The sequence below is a fragment of the Pseudomonas sp. 10C3 genome, from assembly GCF_036346185.1.
Classification (GTDB): Bacteria; Pseudomonadota; Gammaproteobacteria; order Pseudomonadales; family Pseudomonadaceae; genus Aquipseudomonas.
In genome coordinates, this window is record NZ_JASJVE010000005.1 from 78241 (window position 1) to 96521 (window position 18281).

Genomic DNA, 18281 nt, shown 5'->3' on the forward strand with positions numbered 1-18281 from the left:
CTGCTCCCCGCATTATTCCGAATTCCGAGACCCATGTTTCATCTGCAATGGCTCACGCCTGGCCGGAACCCGGTGAGCTGACCGGTTGCGCTTTGACGAAGCCCTTGGCAATGAAGCCGTAGACCAGATAGCCGATGGCCAAAACGATGAACGCGCCGAATACCGCGTCTTTACCGGAGGCGTAAATGGCGTAGAACGAATAAGCCATCGCAACCATCAACACCGCGATATTTCGGACATAGATGCTGTGGCTGACTTGAGCCTTGAACATGATCACCAGCAGGCCGGACAGGGCCGTCACGTAGGGCAATAAGTTGGTCACCGCCGCCAGGTTAACCAGCTTGCCAAACTGCTCGCTGGCATTGGGTGAGATCGTCGATAACGCTAATAACGTCTGCAATACCCCACAGGCGATCATGCCAACCACCGGCGCGTCTGCGGCCGTCACCCTGCAGAACAGCTTCGGAAACATGCCCTGATCAGCAGTGACCTTGGCGGTTTGTGCCAGTGTGAACTGCCACCCCAGCAGTGAACCTATACACGCCATCACCGCCAACGCCATGATGATCTTGCCGATTAACGGGTTGAACATATGTGCATAGACAAAGGCGAAGGGTGCACTTGAGCTAGCCAACTCCGCATTCGGAATGATCCCCTGGATAACCGTGGTCGACAGCACATACACAACGGCGGCACCCAGCGTGCCAAAAAGGCAGGCCAAAGGCACGTTGCGTTTAGGGTCATCCACGGCATCCGAGTTTTGCGCGGCAGACTCCATCCCCAGAAACGCCCACAGCGTCAGCGGAATACTCTGTGTGATTGCGTCTTTTACCGGGATAGCATTCGGATTCCAGGCGTCCGAGAACACCTTCGGCTCGAACCAGAACCAACCAATAACGCTCAGTCCCGCGACCGGAATAATCACGCCCCAAACCGTAATAGCCCCCAACCGTCCCGTGATGCTCGCGCCACCGAAGTTGGCCGCAGTGGTCAACCAGATCAAACCCACACAACCGATGAATAGCGGGATAGCGCCAGAACCGAGCCAGGGGAAAAATGGCGTCAGGTAACCTACCGCCGAGATGCCAATGGCAACGTTACCGATGGCCAAGGAGAGAAAATAAAGGAATGAACAGAGGAAGAACGCCGATTTGCCATGCGCCTCCTCGGTATAGGCTGACATGCCTCCCGAACGCGGACAGTAGACGCCGCACTGAGCAAAACAATACGCGATGGCCATGGACCCAATGGCCGTGATGATCCAGGACAGCAAGGAGACAGCACCCAGGCGCGCCATGCTGGAAGGAAGCATGATGATTCCCGAGCCCATCATGTTCACCGCTACTAGGGTGGTGAGGCCCATGAGACTCATTTTTTTGTTTGACTCAGCCATTGCAGACTCCTCGTGCCCGATCTGCGCACGGAGCATTCTCCGAACGCGGGAGAATGAAGCATCATTGTTTGACAACATAAACCTTGTAGGTCAGCCCGTGATGAGCGTCGCGCTCGATCTCGATGCCATGGTTGTCATGCTCGAAGCCCGGAAAGCAGACGTCGAACTGCTCCATCGCCAACAGGTAGTCGATGATCGCCCTCTTGTCGGCGCCGACGGCTTCACCCGGCATCATCAACGGAATGCCGGGTGGATAGGGCACGACCTGTACGGCCACGGTTCGGTCTTGCAAATCGCGCACGGCAATTTGCTCTACGTTGCCTTTGACCAGTTTGGCGTAGGTGGCGCGTGGCGTACTCACCGGGTCCGGCAACAAAGTGAAGGCCTTGTCCATGTTGCGCAGCAGGCCACTTCTAACGATTTCGTCGTGCATGCGCTGCGCAAGATCCTGCAGCCCCAACCCCTCATAACTGTCAGGATACGCTGCGACCAGATCGGGCATTACCTCTTCCAGTGCGGTGTTGGCGTCGTAGTGCTTCTTGAATTCCATCATTGCGGCGACTAATGAACCCCATTTGCCTTTGGTCACGCCGATGCTGAACAGCACCAGGATGGAATAGGGCTCGGTCTTTTCCACGACAGTGCCGCAGCTGGACAAGAAGGAAGACACCAACGGTGCAGGAATCCCCCAGGCCTGTAGCTGACCTTGCGAATCCAGACCGGGCGTCAAAAGGGTGACTTTGATCGGATCGAGCATGCAGTAGTCATTGCCCAAATCACCGAAACCGTGCCATTGAGCACCGGGTTTGAGCACCCAGGCATCACTTTGATGCAGGCGTTGCCGATCGACCTCGGCAAAGGGCGTGCCGTCTACGTCGTCCGGTTGCCAGACGCCAAACCACCAATCGGTCGCGTTGCGCTGCACCACTTGCTGAGTCAAGCGAACCATGGCCTGGCGAAAGGTGATCGCCTCGTCGATCGATTCATCGGTGAGGTATTCGCCAGCGTCATCCATCATTTTTGCTGACACATCCGTGGAGGCGATGATGCTGTATTGCGGCGACGTCGAGGTGTGCATCATGAATGCTTCATTGAACAGTGCCGGCTTGACCGGCACTTTTCCTGAACGAATATGAATCATCGATGCTTGTGACAGGGCCGCCAGCAACTTGTGGGTGGAATGGGTCACGGTCACGGTGGCATCGTCGGCGTGCCGCTCACCCCGGTGCATGCCGTAACGATTTTCGTAAAGCGAGTTGAAGCGGGCATAGGCATACCACGCCTCGTCGTAATGGATGCGATCCACGCTTTGGCTCAGTTCGCGCGTGGTGGTCTGTACGTGGTAGCAAAGACCGTCATAGGTGGAGTTGGTCAACACTGCAAGCACGGGCCGGATCTGTTTATCCGTAATCAGCGGGCTGGCGGATATCTTCCCCGCGATGGCTTCTGGCGTCAGCTCACTGAGCGGCACAGGGCCAATCAAACCCCGCGTATTACGGCGAGGCAGCAGGTACAACGGAATAGCGCCAGACATGTTCAGCGCGTAATTCAGTGATTTATGGCAATTGCGGTCAACTAACACGGCATCGCCATCGGTCACTGCTGAATGCAGAATGATTTCGTTACTCGCCGAGCTGCCTCCGACGGAGAAGAATGTGTAGTCCGCCCCAAACACCCGCGCCGCATTTTTTTCTGCCGCCGCTACAGGTCCGGAATGATCGTTTAGCGAACCTAGCTGACCGACTGAAACGCTCAGGTCGGACCGGAGCATTTGCTCACCGTAAAAATCGAGAAAGGTACGGCCCACGGCAGTTTTCATGAAGGCGGTGCCGCCGGTATGGCCTGGGGTGTGCCATGAATATTCATGGGTCTCGGCGAAGTTCACCATCGCACCGAAGAATGGCGGCAGGATCGTGTCGAGGTAACGACGTGCTGCGGCCTCAATCCTGCCGGCAATGAATGCCGGACTGTCTTCAGGTTGCCAGATGAAACCATCGATTTCCTCTACGAACGCCAGCGGAACATGACTGCTGTTCTCACTGGTCATTCCCAGCATGATCGGCAACTTGCTGGTTCGGCGACGGATCAGGCGAATCACTTTTTCAGCCTGCTCAATATTCGCGATACACAATCCCCAACCCAAGATCACGCAACAATAAGCAGGGTCTGCAGTAAACGCGATTTCGGCATCTTCAAGCGACATTACTGTTTCTATTTCAAGGTCCAGCGCCCTTAGTGCGTCAGAAACTTCCAAGGCGCTGCGAACAACGACGCTGTGGTCCGACAGCTGAGGGTTGACCACAATCATGACGGGATAGCGGTGGGCGAGATAGGCAGGTAGAGGGTTTCGAACCGTACTCATTGCACACTCCATTTCAAGTCGTGAAACGGGTTATAAGCGCTAGTTAACGCCCTTGATAAGGGGCGCGCAGCAAGGAGTGCAGCCGGTCGCCGACTTCAACTAATAACAATAAAAACGCGGTTTTTTTTGATTTAGGTCAGATAACTCAGGTTATTGAAATAACTCGTTCGCGGGTGACATCGGCGCCCTCTTCTTTTATTTAATGGAAGTCCCGACTGCGCACATCGAGTCCGGTCAGTAAGGGCGTCAAGTCTTGCAGGCGACCGGCGATCAAATGACGCACTCCGTCTTTGGATTCCAGACGTCCATAGACCTGCAGCAGTTGCGCTCCCACCAGCACCCGGCGTTGGCGCTCGGCCAGATCACGCCAAACCACCACGTTGATCATCCCGTGTTCGTCCTCCAGCGTAACGAAGGTCACGCCGCTGGCTGTCTGCGGACGTTGTCTGCCGGTGACCAGACCAGCAACGCTTACGTTGCGCCCGTGTTCGATACCGACCAGCTCCTTTGAACTTCGGCAGCGCCGGGCATTGAGCTGACGACGCAACAATGCCAGCGGATGCGGACCCAGGGTCGTGCCGACGGTTGCGTAATCGGCATACAGGTCTTCGCCTACGGTGGGCAGTGGCAATGCCACGTAAGGTTCCTCGGTTGCGGACTGATCCGCGAACAATGGCCGTTGTGCCTCGACGCCGGCCACTTCCCAACGTGCGCGGTGTCGATGCCCGAGCAGGCCGCGCAAAGCACCGGAATCGGCAAGTAACCCTCGGGCCCGTGCATCCAGTTGTCCGCGCAGGCTGAGGTCGCTGGCATCGACAAACGCGCTGAGCGCTCTGGCTTTTTCGATGTGCAGCGCGTCCTCCTCGCGAAACCCACGCACCATGCGCAAGCCCAAACGGATCGCAAAAGCATCGATGCCACACGGTTCTAGCGAGCAGTCCCACTCGCTGTAGCGCACATCCACCGGACGAATCTCGATGTGATGACGACGAGCGTCCTGCAAAAGTTGGTCGGGGCTGTAGAAACCCATCGGCCAGCTATTGATCAGGGCGCAGGCAAAAGCTGCGGGCTCATGGCATTTGAGCCAGCAACTGGCATAAGTCAACAGGGCGAAGCTGGCAGCGTGGGACTCAGGGAAACCATAGCTGCCAAACCCTTTGATCTGCTCAAAAATCTGCTGGGCGAATTCAGCGGTGTAGCCGTTTTTGAGCATGCCTTGGGTCAGGCGCACTTGGTGAGGTTCCAGGCCGCCGTGACGTTTCCAGGCGGCCATCGAACGGCGCAACTGATCAGCCTCCCCCGGCGTGTAATCGGCAGCCACCACCGCCAGGTGCATCACTTGCTCCTGAAACAACGGCACGCCCAATGTGCGCTCGAAGACCGCCTTTAGTGCTTCGGAGGGATACGTCACCGGTTCTTCTTTGTTACGCCGACGCAGGTAGGGATGCACCATATCTCCCTGAATGGGGCCGGGACGGACGATAGCGACCTCGATCACCAGGTCATAGAAGTTCGTGGGTTTCAGGCGTGGCAGCATCGCCATTTGCGCCCGTGATTCGATCTGGAAGACGCCTACGGTGTCGGCGCGGCTGATCATTTCATAGGTCTGTTTATCCTCGGAGGGCACCGTAGCCAGAGTCAGGTCGTAACCCCGATAGCGGCGCACCAGATCGAAAGTCCTGCGCAGTGCGCTGAGCATGCCCAGCGCAAGGATATCGACCTTGAGCAGCCCGACCATGTCCAGATCGTCCTTGTCCCACTGGATGATGGTGCGATCAGCCATGGCGGCGTTTTCTACCGGGACCAACGTGTCCAGCGGCTGTTCGGAGATGACGAAGCCCCCCGGATGCTGTGACAGGTGCCGAGGAAAGCCGATCAGTTCGCCAGTCAAGGTCAAGACCCTATGCAGTATCGGGCTGTCCGGCTCAAAACCGCACTCACGCAGGCGCTCTTGCGGTGGCAGTTTATCGCTCCAGCGGCCAAAACAATCGGCCAACGCGTTGATCTGATCCGTTGGCAAACCCAGTACTTTGGCCACATCCCGTACCGCGCCTGCACCGTGATAGGTGCTGGCCACCGCAGTAATCGCTGCCCTGCCCCGGCCATAACGCTGAAACACGTACTGCAACACCTCTTCCCTGCGTTCATGCTCGAAATCCACGTCGATATCCGGCGGTTCGTTGCGCTCCCTGGAAATAAAACGCTCGAACAACATGTTCATGCGTGCCGGATCGAGCTCAGTAATACCCAAGGCATAACACACCGCCGAGTTGGCCGCCGAACCGCGACCCTGGCAAAGAATATGGCGGCTACGGGCAAATTGGACGATGTCATGAACCGTCAGGAAATAGCTTTCGTAACCCAGTTCGGCAATCAACCCCAGTTCGCGTTCGATCAGCTCTCGTGCCTTGTCGGGGGCACCTTTGGGCCAGCGTCGGCCCAGGCCCTGTTCGGTCATGTGGCGTAACCAGGACGTAGCGGTTTGCCCCTTGGGCACCAGTTCGTGAGGGTACTCGTAGCGCAACTGGCCCAGATCGAAAGTACATCGCTGGGCTATGTGCACGGATTCCGCCAACAGCGCTGGCGGGTAAAGCTCAGTCAGCGTCGCTACAGGCCGAAGATGGCGCTCACCGTTGGCGAACAATCGATGCCCTGCCTCCGCCACCGTGGTGTGATGACGGATCGCAGTCATGGTGTCTTGCAACGCGCGACGGCCACGGGCATGCATGTGCACATCGCCGCAGGCCACGGTCGGGATGCTCAATGAGTGGGCCAATGCCTGAAGACTTATCAGCCGTTGGCTATCATCGGGACCACGATGCAGCTCGACGGCAAGCCACAGACGCTCCGGGAACAGGCCGCGTAACCATAACCCCTGCTCATGATGGGTAACGGACTCGCTTGATGGCTCTGGCAGCCACAGCGCCAGCAACCCGGCCAGCGGCTCGCAAAAATCCTCACGCAGCAGGCGGTATTCGCCTTTCTTCGCTCGGCGTCGGCCCAGAGTTATCAGTCGACACAACGCCTGATAACCGCAGAGATTTTCTGCCAGCAGTACGATATTCGGGCCGTCTTCAATCCTCATTTCACTGCCGACGATCATGGGCAATCCCACCTCGCGGGACGCCTGCCAAGCACGTACGATACCGGCCAGGGTGCACTCGTCAGTGATCGCCAGCGCGTGATAACCCTGGCGTTTGGCGCGCTCGAACAGCTCCCGCGCGCTGGATGCCCCGCGTTGGAAGCTGAAGTTGGACAGGCAATGCAATTCTGCATAGCCAGCATCGTTGGCAGACGCGCAAGGGGTCATGCAAACCACCCCTGTAGCAGTAGACTGTCGCCCTCTCCAACCGTTTGATAAGCCCAGGCCCGCTGACCTGAGCGGGTTTCGATCAAGTAATAGTCACGTCGCACGTCGCCGCCGTCCCACCAGCCTGATTCAATGCGTTCAGGCCCGGCGAGGATGCGCATGCCTGATTCGTGCATAGGGACAGGCTCGCGCAACAACCAGCCGGGGCGCGGAGACAGAGACAACGGGCTACCAGACGTTTGTCCATTGCCCGTTTGCCAGGCGCATTCGGGACGGTGGTCCGCATGGGCGTATACGCCATTGACCGCCTCATCGCCAAGACGGGCACGCAGGCGTTCACGCAGTTGCTCCCAAGGCAGCGCCTGGTGCGGACGCTCCTCGAACAATTCGCGGTGGGTCGGGACGAACCGGGGCAGATCGCGGGCTAACAAGCGCACCGCTCGCACTGGAGAAGGAACCTGAATCTGCTCCAGCCGTCCACGCGCCAACTCAAACAACATGGCAGCATCGCGCTCGGCGCTGAGCAGTCCGACCGGCAGCAGCGTGTCCTTGCCTTCCATGTGTTCCAGATGAATAGTAAAGCGCTGGACACCACTGTCGCGCCCGGCCAGAAATGCTGCCAGGTCCGAGATCAAGCGCTTGAGTGGGAACAGCAATGCCTGATGAGATTCGACGTCGAAATTCAGCTCAATGCGCAGATCGAAATAATCAGGCGGCAGATAACAATCCAGCGCCAAGGCACGCTCGCCGAGCAGAGAGTCCAGATGCTGCAACACTTGTGCAGGGAACCGCCGGGCCAAGGTGTTGCGCGGCAACGCCAACACGGAGTGCAGGGTATGCAGGCCCATGCGCGAAAAAGCAGTGGCCACCTCGCGGCTCAGCCCCACACGATCAATGGGCATCTGTTGCAGTGCCTCGCGTAAAGTTTCGCGGCACGTCACCGCGAGACCGTCGTGCACGTTCACCAACACTCGCGCCGCCGCAGGATTAGGCGCGACCACGATCCGATGACTAAATCCCAAGGCGGTCAATTCTTCGCGCAGGCGGGCTTCAAATACGGGCCAAGGCCCGAACAGGCTGAGGCTGGATCCGACTTCCATCATCAGTACCCGGGGGTATTTCAAGCTGACCTGGGAGCTGAATCGATAAGCCCAGGCCGCCAATAAACGATGCCAGCGTTCGACCTCGGCCGGATCGTATTCGACCGTTGCAAACTGGCGTACCAGGGCTTGTGCTGCCGTGAGCGATTGACCGGGACGCAGACCGAGGGCGCGTGCAGCCGGGTTGACCGTCTGCACTACACGGCGGTGTGCGGTGCCCGTCAGCAACGCCAAGGGTTCATCGGGATCAGGACGACGACGCATGACGCCATCAAGCGCCAATTGCGGCAGCACTACACAGGCCCAGAGCATACGAACCTCAAGACCCGAAGGGAAACGGGATCGGTGCCGGCGGTACCAGACCACCCCGGCATTTGAGCACGCGTAACTGCCGGGGACGCACATCAATGGCGATACGCAGCGCAGCTGGCGAAGGATTGATCGCCGCTTGCGCGGGGCGGCAGGCGAAAGCTAGGGTCTGGCCGGTTTCGGCAGCGACTTGCAGGCGACGCAACGCCCGGTCATCCACGTGCTTCGGCCAGCACAATACCGCGCCACAATTGCCAGAGCGCAAACATTGCTCGGTCGCCCACAAGGCATCCCGAGCGCTCGCATCGACCATCACCAGCCAACGCAGATCGATGCCTGCGGCCTGCCAGGCTTGCGGGTAGGGAACATAAGGCGGCGCGACCAACACGATGCGTTCGCCGCTGTCAGCCAGTCGGACCAAGGCCGGCCAGAGCAACTGCAACTCGCCACTGCCGTCGGCAGCCACCAGAATTTCACTCAATGCCGCCGCTGGCCAACCGCCCGTAGGCAATGCTGCATCCAGCGCCGCGTGCCCGGTAGGGTGCGCGCTGACGGGCTGCGCCGCTGGTCGGCCTTTCCAGACCCGGCGCTCATCAAGCAGCGCGTCCAGGCTGACGACCGCGCCCATCATCCGCGCCTGACCAAACCACAGAAGACACCTTCGATGGCAAAGTCCTGATCAGGATGAACGATGATCGGCGCATAAGCCGGATTTCGCGGCAGCAGACGGAATTCGCCCGGCCGGGTTTCCAGACGCTTGATGGTGACCTCGCCGTCGAGACGCGCGACGACGATTTGCCCGTCCTGGGCCTCGGCACTGCGGTGCACGCCGACCAGATCGCCGTCGAGAATACCGTCTTCGATCATTGAATCGCCCTGCACACGCAGCAGGTAATCCGGCACCCGGGAGAACGTTGCGCGATCCAGCAGCAAAGTGTCATGCGTACCGACATCAGGACCAATCGGCGCACCGGCGGCGACACGCCCCAGCACGGGAATTTCTAGCAGTTCGGGTTTTCGTACGGCGTCCATCAGACGAATACCGCGAGCCTGATTAGGCGTGACCTCAATCAGCCCGGCCTCGGTCAAGGCCAAAATGTGTTTGCGCGCCACACTGCGCGAAGCAAAACCAAAGGCCTCGGCGATTTCAGCCAGGCTCGGCGGTTGGCCTTGCTGCGCGATACGGTCGCGGATGAAGGTCAGGATGGCAGCACGTCGGGGGCTTAATAGGCTCATGGAGTACATTTGTACTCCTTTCAGGCTTTTCTGACCAGCGCCTCTTGTCGGGCCTGGCTATCGCCGATGCGGTATTAGCTCAAGACGGGCACGTTGACGAGCCGCCATCCAGGCCCTGCCTGGATTTTTTGTAATGGAGGGTGGCCCTGCCGTCATGCCAGAGCACGGTCAGCACGTAGATAGAATCGAAGTCTTCCTTGTCCCAGTCATCCGCAATGGTCTGCTTTTGCCCGGTTGCCTCCTCGGCGACCTGATTGATCAGTTCTGGCAGATAGCCATTGGACCAGACGGTGTAGACCGTTGCGCCGTGGTACTTGTCGCGCAACAACTCATCTGCCAGCTCATGAATATCATTAGCGCCAAAGTCGATATTGATCGGCAGCCCCAACTTGATTGCAGTAGGACCGACAGTCAGCAGCGGACGCAGGTAACCGTAGGACTCATCGTTATCACCTTCCTCGACATGACGGCTGGGGTCTGCAGCGAAGATGAAGTTGGCGTTGCCGAACTCCCGGGGCAACAACGTGGACAGGGCAATGGCCCGGTTCAACCCTTGGCAATTGAGTTGCCCGAGACCCATGGCAGGCTTTTCAGCGTGACGAAGGAATACCAGGGTTTGCATTCTGTCTTCTGCTTGCGCTTGCGCTTGCGCACCCATGGAAACCCAGAAAACAGCAGAAATGATCAATAACGCGGGCAATAAAAAAAGTACGAAGGGCCGGACGTATTTGAAGGCAGCGATACGGTTGTAGTTATTCATTATTCTCAATCAGAGCCTGATGGCCGTAGGTTTCGTGTCGGCATGACGGTGCCAATCTGATTCGGTTTCAGTGTGAAGGCTGCGCAGTTGACCTTGATTTATTCATTTAATCGATCACGAGTGTGTAAGAGGATTTGTCTGACAAGAAAATCAGACATTACTTTCACCATAAACAGAAAATTGCACACAGCGCGATGGCAAATACCGCAAGGCGTACACCCGACGCACGCCTGGAGCGGCAGTGCGCAACGCTGCGGCATGGTGTTTCTAGAGCGACACTGATTCAGCAGAGTGTTGCGTGACAGGCAGACCCAATCACCGATAGACGCTCTTATCGCAGCATTACTGGAGGCCCCAACCGGCGGCGCAGCGGCGAAGATGGGGCGAAATCTCGTACATGAGATGAGCTTTAACCATGTTGCTCGACGAACCGTTCAGCGCGGTGGATGCCTTCACCCGCATGAAGCTGCAAGACCTGCTGCTGCAGTTGGCAGAACATCATGCGATTGCCTTGCTCCTGGTCACTCACGATGTCGACGAGGCGCTTTATCTGAGTGATCGCGTGATGGTGATGGACAATCGGCCGAGCAGCATTCGTCTGGAGCTATGCGTCGATCTTGAGCGTCCTCGAGATCGACGCGACCCGGCCTTGGCGTTGCTGAAAGCCCAGGCATTGACCGAGCTGCATTTGGCTCACGTTATCTAGCTGATTAGCGTTCGCTACGACCTTCACCGACACAAATCCCCACCGCTCATGCCATCAAAGGTTGACGGATGCAACGCTTTGGTGTTTTCTGAAACCGTTTTCAGAGCCTTTGCCTCAGCACCTGCTGATAACCCCTATAACTATAATCAGGGTCCAGGTCGTGAATAGTTTTCCTACTCCTATGCGGTCCCGCGTAACGATGAATGACGTGGCCACACTGGCTGGCGTGTCCAAAGCCAGCGTGTCGCGCTTTATTGGCGAGGATCGACAACTGCTTTCCGACGCCATCGCACTGCGTATCGAACACGCCATCGACACCCTCGGTTATCGCCCCAATCAAATGGCGCGCGGGCTCAAGCGTGGTCGCACCCGACTGATCGGCATGCTGGTCGCCGATATTCGCAATCCCTATTCCGTGGCCGTCATGCATGGCGTCGAAACCGCTTGCCGCCTACACGGTTATAGCCTGGTGGTGTGCAATACCGATCGCAACGACGAGCAAGAACGTGTGCATCTGGCTGCGTTGCGCTCCTACAACATCGAAGGCCTGATCGTGAATACGCTAGGTCATCACCTTGATGAGCTGCGCCAATTGCATCAGGAACTGCCCATGGTGCTGGTCGATCGCAAGGTCGAGCAACTGCACAGCGATCTGGTCGGGCTGAACAATGCCGACGCGGTGCTGCAAGCCATCAATCACCTCGATGAGCGCGGTTATCGCGACATTGTGTTGGTCAGTGAGCAACAGGACGGCACCAGCTCTCGTCTCGAACGTGTGACCGCGTTCAATAGCCTGATCGCCGAGCGTACGCATCTGCGAGGACAGGTTCTGGAAACCAGCGATCAACTGGGTCTACAGTTACAGGCCTTCCTCGCCGCGCCCGGCCCGGGGCCCAAAGCGCTGTTCACCGGTAACGGTGTCGCGACCTTGACCTGCACGCGCCTGCTCCGAGAGTTGGGTTGCCCGCTGTTCGATGACATCGGCCTGATCGCCCTCGATGAGCTGGACTGGTACCCCTTGGTGGGCAGCGGTATTACCTCACTCGCCCAGCCAACCCATGAAATCGGCGTCACCGCGTTCGAGTGTTTGCTCAACCGCTTGCGTGGCGAGCAGGAGCCGGTACGGTCGTTCGATTTCACCGCGCAGCTGATCGTGCGTGGCTCGACCCGGCCCAGGCCCTGACTCTGCAACTTCCCCCTTGATGGCGAGTACAGCGGCCTTGATGGCCGCTTTTTTTGAATCAAAATGAAACCGGTTTCAGAGGACGATAACAATGAACCTTTACCCTGTCTCCATCAGCCTTTCCAGCTACGGTGCCGACGTGGTCCGTGAACGTGGTCAGGCCAGTTTTATTCCGTTGCTGGCCCGTGCTGGCGCCTCGCGCATTGAGTTGCGTGAAGAATTGTTTACCGTAGAAAACCACGAGGCATTGTCGCTGGCCATCGAAGCACAGGGGCTTGAGTGCCTGTACTCGTCACCACTGGAGCTGTGGAATGAAGGCCAGACTCAACCGAACGCCAACCTTGAGGCTACGCTGCTGCGGGCCACGGCCTGCGGTGCGACGTGGCTTAAAGTGTCCCTTGGGCATTTCAACCAAAACTGTGACATGAACGCCTTGGCCAGTTGCCTGACGCGGCATGCGGTGCGCGTGTTGGTCGAGAATGACCAGACCGTTCAGGGTGGCCGGATTGAGCCGCTGAGTCGCTTCTTCGCCCGCGTCCAGGCGTTGGATCTTCCGGTGGGCATGACCTTCGATATCGGCAATTGGCAATGGCAGGACCAATCGGCGATCAGCGCAGCCAAGCAACTGGGTCGTTATGTCGAATACGTGCATTGCAAGGCAGTTGCGCGCAATGCCCTGGGCAAGCTGATCGCAACACCTCCCGAACCGAGTGACCTTCATCAGTGGGAACAGCTATTGCGCCAGATCGTGCCTGGGGTGCCGCGCGCCATTGAATACCCACTGCAAGCCGAGGATCTACTCGCGCTCAGCCAACAACACATCAGCACCCTCGCCCGCCTCGGCCAACCACAAGGGGCGTTCAGCCATGCGTGAGATCGACATCCTCTCGTTCGGTGAAACCATGGCCATGTTTGTCGCCGAGCAATCTGGCGAACTGGCACAGGTCAGTCACTTCGAAAAACGCATTGCCGGCGCCGACAGTAACGTCGCTATTGGCTTGGCCCGGCTGGGCTTCAACGTCGCGTGGCTGAGTCGGGTCGGCGATGACTCGCTCGGGCGCTTCGTGATCGACAGCCTGCAACGCGAAGGCGTGGACTGCCGTCATGTAGCCGTCGATCCTGCGTATCCCACCGGTTTTCAGCTCAAGTCCCGCGAGCTCGACGGCCGTGACCCCTGTGTCGAGTATTTCCGCCGTGGTTCGGCGGCCAGTCACCTGTCGGTCGCTGACGTCAGCCCGATACTGCTGAGCGCTCGTCATCTGCACGCCACGGGTATTCCGGCGGCGTTGTCGCTCAGTGCCCGAGAGCTGTCCTCTCATCTGATGACGGCCATGCGCGAGGCTGGGCGCAGCGTATCGTTCGATCCCAACTTGCGCCCGTCGCTATGGTCAAACCAGGCGCAGATGATCAGCGAAATCAACCGTCTTGCCGTTCTTGCGCACTGGGTCATGCCGGGGCTGACCGAAGGCGCACTGCTCACTGGCTACGAGGACCCGGAAGACATGGCGGCGTTCTATCTGGATCAAGGTGTTGAAGCGGTGGTGATCAAGCTCGGTGCCAAGGGCGCTTATTACCGCACACAGATGGATCAAGGATTTGTTGCGGGCGTGCCGGTGGTCAACGTAGTCGACACCGTCGGCGCCGGAGATGGTTTTGCCGTCGGCGTGATCAGCGCCCTCCTGGAAAATCAGGGCTTTACCCAAGCGGTGGCGCGCGGCAACTGGATCGGCAGCCGCGCCGTACAAAACCGGGGGGACATGGAGGGCTTGCCATTGCGGGCGCAGCTGCTTGCAGCCGAGCCTGCCGATGAGCCACGACGACGACCCGCCTGACCCCTCATTCGAATCACACATTCGTTACCTGCTGCGACAAAAACAACAAGATCAGGAGCATCGATATGGAAAAGGCACTCGACATGACAAAGCGACTCATCAACCGTCGCTGGTTGTACATCATGCCCATCGTTTTCATCACCTACAGCCTGGCCTACCTGGACCGCGCCAATTACGGGTTCGCTGCCGCAGCGGGGATGGCGGAGGACTTGCACATCACGCCGGGCCTCTCCTCACTGCTGGGCGCGCTGTTTTTCCTCGGTTACTTCTTCTTTCAGGTGCCGGGCGCGATCTATGCGCAAAAGAACAGTGTCAAAAAACTGATTTTCGTCAGCCTGATCCTGTGGGGTGGGTTGGCGACGCTGACCGGAATAGTTTCCAACGCCTACATGCTGATTGGCATCCGCTTCATGCTGGGCGTAGTCGAAGCGGCGGTCATGCCGGCGATGCTGGTCTATCTGTGTCATTGGTTTACCCGTGCCGAACGTTCCCGGGCCAATACCGTCCTGATCCTCGGCAACCCGGTGACCATGCTCTGGATGTCGGTGGTGTCGGGCTATCTGGTGTCGCACTTCAGCTGGCGCTGGATGTTCATCATCGAAGGCCTGCCCGCGATCATCTGGGCGTTTATCTGGTGGAGGCTGGCCGATGAAAAACCGGCACAGGCCGCCTGGATGAGCGAAGAAGACAAAATCGATCTGCAAAGGACACTGGATGCCGAGCAGGTCGGGATCAAACCGGTGAAGAACTACGCCGAAGCCTTCCGTTCACCCAAGGTGATCATCCTGGCGCTGCAATTCTTCTGCTGGAGCATCGGTGTCTACGGTTTTGTCCTGTGGCTGCCATCGATCCTTAAACAGGGTGCCCATCTGGACATGGTCGAAGCCGGCTGGCTGTCTGCGCTGCCCTATCTGGCCGCCGTGATCGCCATGCTGGCAGTGTCCTGGGGGTCTGACCGAATCCAGCGCCGCAAGCGTTTTGTCTGGCCGCCCCTGCTGATCGCCGCCCTAGCGTTCTACGGTTCCTATGCGTTGGGCAGCGAGCATTTCTGGTGGTCCTACTCCCTGCTGGTGCTGGCCGGCGCCTGCATGTATGCGCCTTATGGGCCGTTTTTCGCGATCGTTCCGGAAATCCTGCCGTCCAACGTAGCCGGTGGCGCCATGGCGTTGATCAATAGCATGGGGGCGCTGGGTTCTTTTGCCGGGTCGTACCTGGTTGGCTACCTCAATAGCGCTACGGGCAATCCCGGCGCGTCTTATCTGCTGATGAGCGGCGCGCTGTTGGTTTCAGTGGTGCTGACGCTCCTTCTCAACCCACGCACCGACTCAACGCCAGCCCACACTCCACGCCCCCAGCGCAGAGTCGCGGTGCACCATTGATCACCCGGGATGAATACGATGAAAAAACAAGTCGTTCTGTATAAAAAGCTATCGCCAACGTTGATGAGCCGCCTGCAACAGCATGCGGATGTCACGTTGATCGACGAACCAACCCGCGATGGCCTGGCCCGACTGCGTGCTGCCCTGCCCCACGCCCATGGTTTGCTCGGCGCCAGTCTCAAACTGGATGCGCCTTTGCTGGATCTGGCGCCGCACCTTGAGGCGGTGTCAAGCGTCTCGGTTGGCGTCGACAACTATGATCTGGACTACCTTGACCGGCGCGGCATTCTCTTGAGCAACACCCCCGACGTACTGACCGAAACCACGGCCGACACCGGTTTTGCGTTGATCCTTGCTACGGCGAGACGTGTGGTCGAGCTGGCCAATCTGGTTCGCGCCGGGCAGTGGAAGAGCAACATCGGCTCGCCGTATTTCGGCAACGATGTGCATGGTAAAACCCTGGGTATCATCGGCATGGGCCGGATTGGTGAAGCATTGGCACAACGCGGGCATTTTGGTTTCGGCATGCCCGTGCTGTATCACAGTCACTCACCCAAGCCCGCCGTGGAAGCGCGCTTCAATGCGGGTTACCGAAATCTGGAGGCGCTGCTGCAGGAAGCTGACTTCATCTGCCTGACGTTACCGCTGACGGCTGAAACCCAGGGTTTGATCGGTGCCAGGCAATTCGCACTGATGCGTCCGCAGAGCATCTTCATCAACATCTCGCGAGGCAAGGTGGTCGATGAGTCGGCCCTGATTGCCGCCTTGCAACAGGGCCAGATTCGAGCAGCGGGTCTTGACGTGTTTGAGCGCGAGCCGCTGCCCCATGACTCGCCATTGCTGCAAATGAACAACGTGGTCGCCACGCCCCACATAGGCTCGGCGACCCACGAAACCCGTGAAGCCATGGCGCAATGCGCGGTAGACAATCTACTCAGTGCCTTGGCGGGAGAGCGACCGCTGAATCTGGTTAATCCAAGTGCGTGGGAAATGCGGGTGTCAGGTTGACCGCGTTGGCCCCTTAACACACAAGCTGTGTGACGGGGCCTGACACACCACCTGGCTCTTAAATCACAAACCGCGCCACCATGCCGTTAAGGTCTATGGCCAGGCGTGACAGTTCATGGCTGGCAACGCTGGTCTGATTAGCGCCAGCAGCGGATTGGGTCGCCAGATCGCGAATATTGACCAGATTACGATCCACTTCGCGAGACACCTGGGCCTGCTCTTCAGAGGCACTGGCAATGACCAGGTTGCGCTCGTTGATTTGCGAGATGGCTGCGGTGATCTGCTCCAGCGCCACACCGGCTGAGCGGGCGAGTTCCAAGGTGGTTTGCGTGCGGTTGGTGCTCAGTTGCATCGACTGCACGGCTTCACCTGTACCGTTTTGAATGCCCGCGACCATTTGTTCGATCTCCCGGGTCGACTGCGCGGTGCGATGAGCCAGCGCGCGTACTTCATCGGCAACCACAGCAAAGCCCCTGCCCGCCTCGCCGGCACGTGCGGCCTCGATGGCCGCGTTCAAAGCCAGCAAGTTGGTCTGTTCGGCGATGGAGCGAATAACATCCAATACCTTACCGATATCACGTCCCTGCTCCGCCAGGCCTTCTACCAGATCCGATGTGGTCTGCACATCCTGAGTCATGGCCTGAATCGCTGAAACGGTCTCGACCACCCGATCACGCCCTTCACGCGCGGCTTGGGTGGACTGTTGCGACGCTTGGGACGTGGACACCGCGTTACGCGCGACCTCTTCTACGGCAGCGGTCATTTCATTAACCGCAGTAGCCGCTTGTTCGATCTCATTATTCTGTTGTTGCACGCCACGAGACGCTTCCTCGGTGACCGCGCTCAGCTCTTCGGCGGCAGACGCGAGCTGTGTAGCCGACCCGGAAATCTGTTCGATTGTCTTGCGCAGGTTCTGCTGCATGGCCACCAGTGCTTCGAGCAGGCGCGCCGGTTCGTCTTTGCCGTCGACTTCAATGTGTTTAGTCAGATTGCCACCCGCAATATCTTCTGCGGCACGGACGGCTCTCGTCAGAGGGTTGACAATGCTGCGTGTCAACAACAAGGCCAGCAACACAGTAAGTAAAGCGGCAAATACCGCGACACCCAGGATGGCGACTTTCGCCCCATCGTATTGTTGAGCGGCAATGCTGGATGATTCCTTTGCGCCATTTTTATTGATGTCAACCAACTTCCTGATTTGTTCACCCATCAAGTCAGAGGCGTCTTTCATACGGGAGTTGATCACGTTCCGCATGTCGTCGACCTTGTTTTGTCGCGACAGATCCAGCGCTTCGCCTTGCGCGTTCAAGTATTTATCAAGGGTGGCATCAAACTCTTTATATACCGCACGCTCTTCAGCTTCGGCGGGCAACGCAGCGTAGCTGGCCTTGGCTAACTGTAACTTGCTGACCAGATCACGGATTCGGACTTCGGTTTCCTGCAACAGTGCGGGTTCGCGATTGACCAGTATCCGGAAAGACGTGATACGCAGGCGCAGAACGCATTCAGCCGTCTCCCCCAGAAACCCTATGCTGGGGAGCATGTTGGTTTCCATCTCGACCGTGGCCTGCCGAATCACGCTCATGCGATTCAGCGCGAAAAAGCCCAGTGCAATCACCAACAAGGCAATAAACGCGAAGCCAAGAAAAGCGCGCGGCGCGATATTCATGTTTCGTAGCGACATGGAGTGCCTCTCTTAAAAG

The 18281-nt window shown here is 58.3% G+C and carries 13 protein-coding genes and 1 pseudogene; 6 read left to right on the top strand and 8 right to left on the bottom strand.

Translation table 11 applies throughout. The features are described from left to right. Positions 1-52: 52 nt before the first annotated feature. The 7 genes from potE to QN399_RS06325 all read right to left on the bottom strand — a co-directional run bounded on the left by potE (position 53) and on the right by QN399_RS06325 (position 10470). A complete protein-coding gene (potE, locus tag QN399_RS06295; protein ID WP_322179352.1) occupies positions 53-1393 on the bottom strand; it encodes a putrescine-ornithine antiporter in 1341 nt (446 codons plus the stop codon). A gap of 61 nt (positions 1394-1454) precedes the next feature. Further along, positions 1455-3755, bottom strand: a complete 2301-nt coding sequence (locus tag QN399_RS06300; protein WP_322179353.1) for an Orn/Lys/Arg decarboxylase N-terminal domain-containing protein — start codon at positions 3753-3755, stop codon at positions 1455-1457. 199 nt (positions 3756-3954) lie between these two features. Next, entirely contained in the window at positions 3955-7065 is a 3111-nt protein-coding gene (locus tag QN399_RS06305) for an error-prone DNA polymerase (RefSeq protein ID WP_323565817.1), read from the bottom strand. After that, complete coding sequence (locus QN399_RS06310; RefSeq protein ID WP_330200711.1) at positions 7062-8477, bottom strand: DNA polymerase Y family protein; 1416 nt, start codon at positions 8475-8477, stop codon at positions 7062-7064. The genes QN399_RS06305 and QN399_RS06310 overlap by 4 nt, the downstream gene beginning before the upstream one ends. 7 nt (positions 8478-8484) lie before the next feature. Next, a complete protein-coding gene (gene imuA / locus QN399_RS06315; protein WP_322216127.1) occupies positions 8485-9102 on the bottom strand; it encodes a translesion DNA synthesis-associated protein ImuA in 618 nt (205 codons plus the stop codon). Continuing rightward, positions 9102-9719, bottom strand: coding sequence for a transcriptional repressor LexA (lexA, locus tag QN399_RS06320; protein ID WP_322179357.1), 618 nt, complete (start codon positions 9717-9719; stop codon positions 9102-9104). The genes imuA and lexA overlap by 1 nt, the downstream gene beginning before the upstream one ends. A 70-nt stretch (positions 9720-9789) precedes the next feature. After that, on the bottom strand, positions 9790-10470 hold the full coding sequence (locus QN399_RS06325; RefSeq protein ID WP_330200712.1) for a hypothetical protein: 681 nt from the start codon (positions 10468-10470) through the stop codon (positions 9790-9792). Between the two features lie 415 nt (positions 10471-10885). On the opposite strand from QN399_RS06325, the pseudogene QN399_RS06330 reads away from it, so the two are divergent. From QN399_RS06330 to QN399_RS06355, 6 genes and pseudogenes are all read left to right on the top strand, one after another. Continuing rightward, positions 10886-11176: pseudogene (locus QN399_RS06330) on the top strand (ABC transporter ATP-binding protein); the annotation flags it as partial. 199 nt (positions 11177-11375) lie between these two features. Beyond that, positions 11376-12359 (top strand): LacI family DNA-binding transcriptional regulator, encoded by a 984-nt coding sequence (locus tag QN399_RS06335; RefSeq protein ID WP_322179359.1) that lies wholly within the window; start codon positions 11376-11378, stop codon positions 12357-12359. A 91-nt stretch (positions 12360-12450) separates the two neighbouring features. Continuing rightward, on the top strand, positions 12451-13233 hold the full coding sequence (locus tag QN399_RS06340) for an AP endonuclease (protein ID WP_322216123.1): 783 nt from the start codon (positions 12451-12453) through the stop codon (positions 13231-13233). Continuing rightward, positions 13226-14191: a sugar kinase gene (locus QN399_RS06345; RefSeq protein ID WP_322216121.1), complete on the top strand. Its 966-nt coding sequence runs from the start codon at positions 13226-13228 to the stop codon at positions 14189-14191. Before QN399_RS06340 ends, QN399_RS06345 begins: the two co-directional genes overlap by 8 nt. 83 nt (positions 14192-14274) lie before the next feature. After that, a complete protein-coding gene (locus QN399_RS06350) occupies positions 14275-15570 on the top strand; it encodes an MFS transporter (RefSeq protein ID WP_330200713.1) in 1296 nt (431 codons plus the stop codon). A gap of 18 nt (positions 15571-15588) precedes the next feature. Further along, positions 15589-16578 (top strand): NAD(P)-dependent oxidoreductase, encoded by a 990-nt coding sequence (locus tag QN399_RS06355; RefSeq protein ID WP_323565824.1) that lies wholly within the window; start codon positions 15589-15591, stop codon positions 16576-16578. 58 nt (positions 16579-16636) lie between these two features. Here the strand turns inward: QN399_RS06355 and QN399_RS06360 are convergent, their stop codons facing one another. Further along, a complete protein-coding gene (locus QN399_RS06360; protein WP_323565825.1) occupies positions 16637-18262 on the bottom strand; it encodes a methyl-accepting chemotaxis protein in 1626 nt (541 codons plus the stop codon). Positions 18263-18281 lie beyond the last annotated feature (19 nt).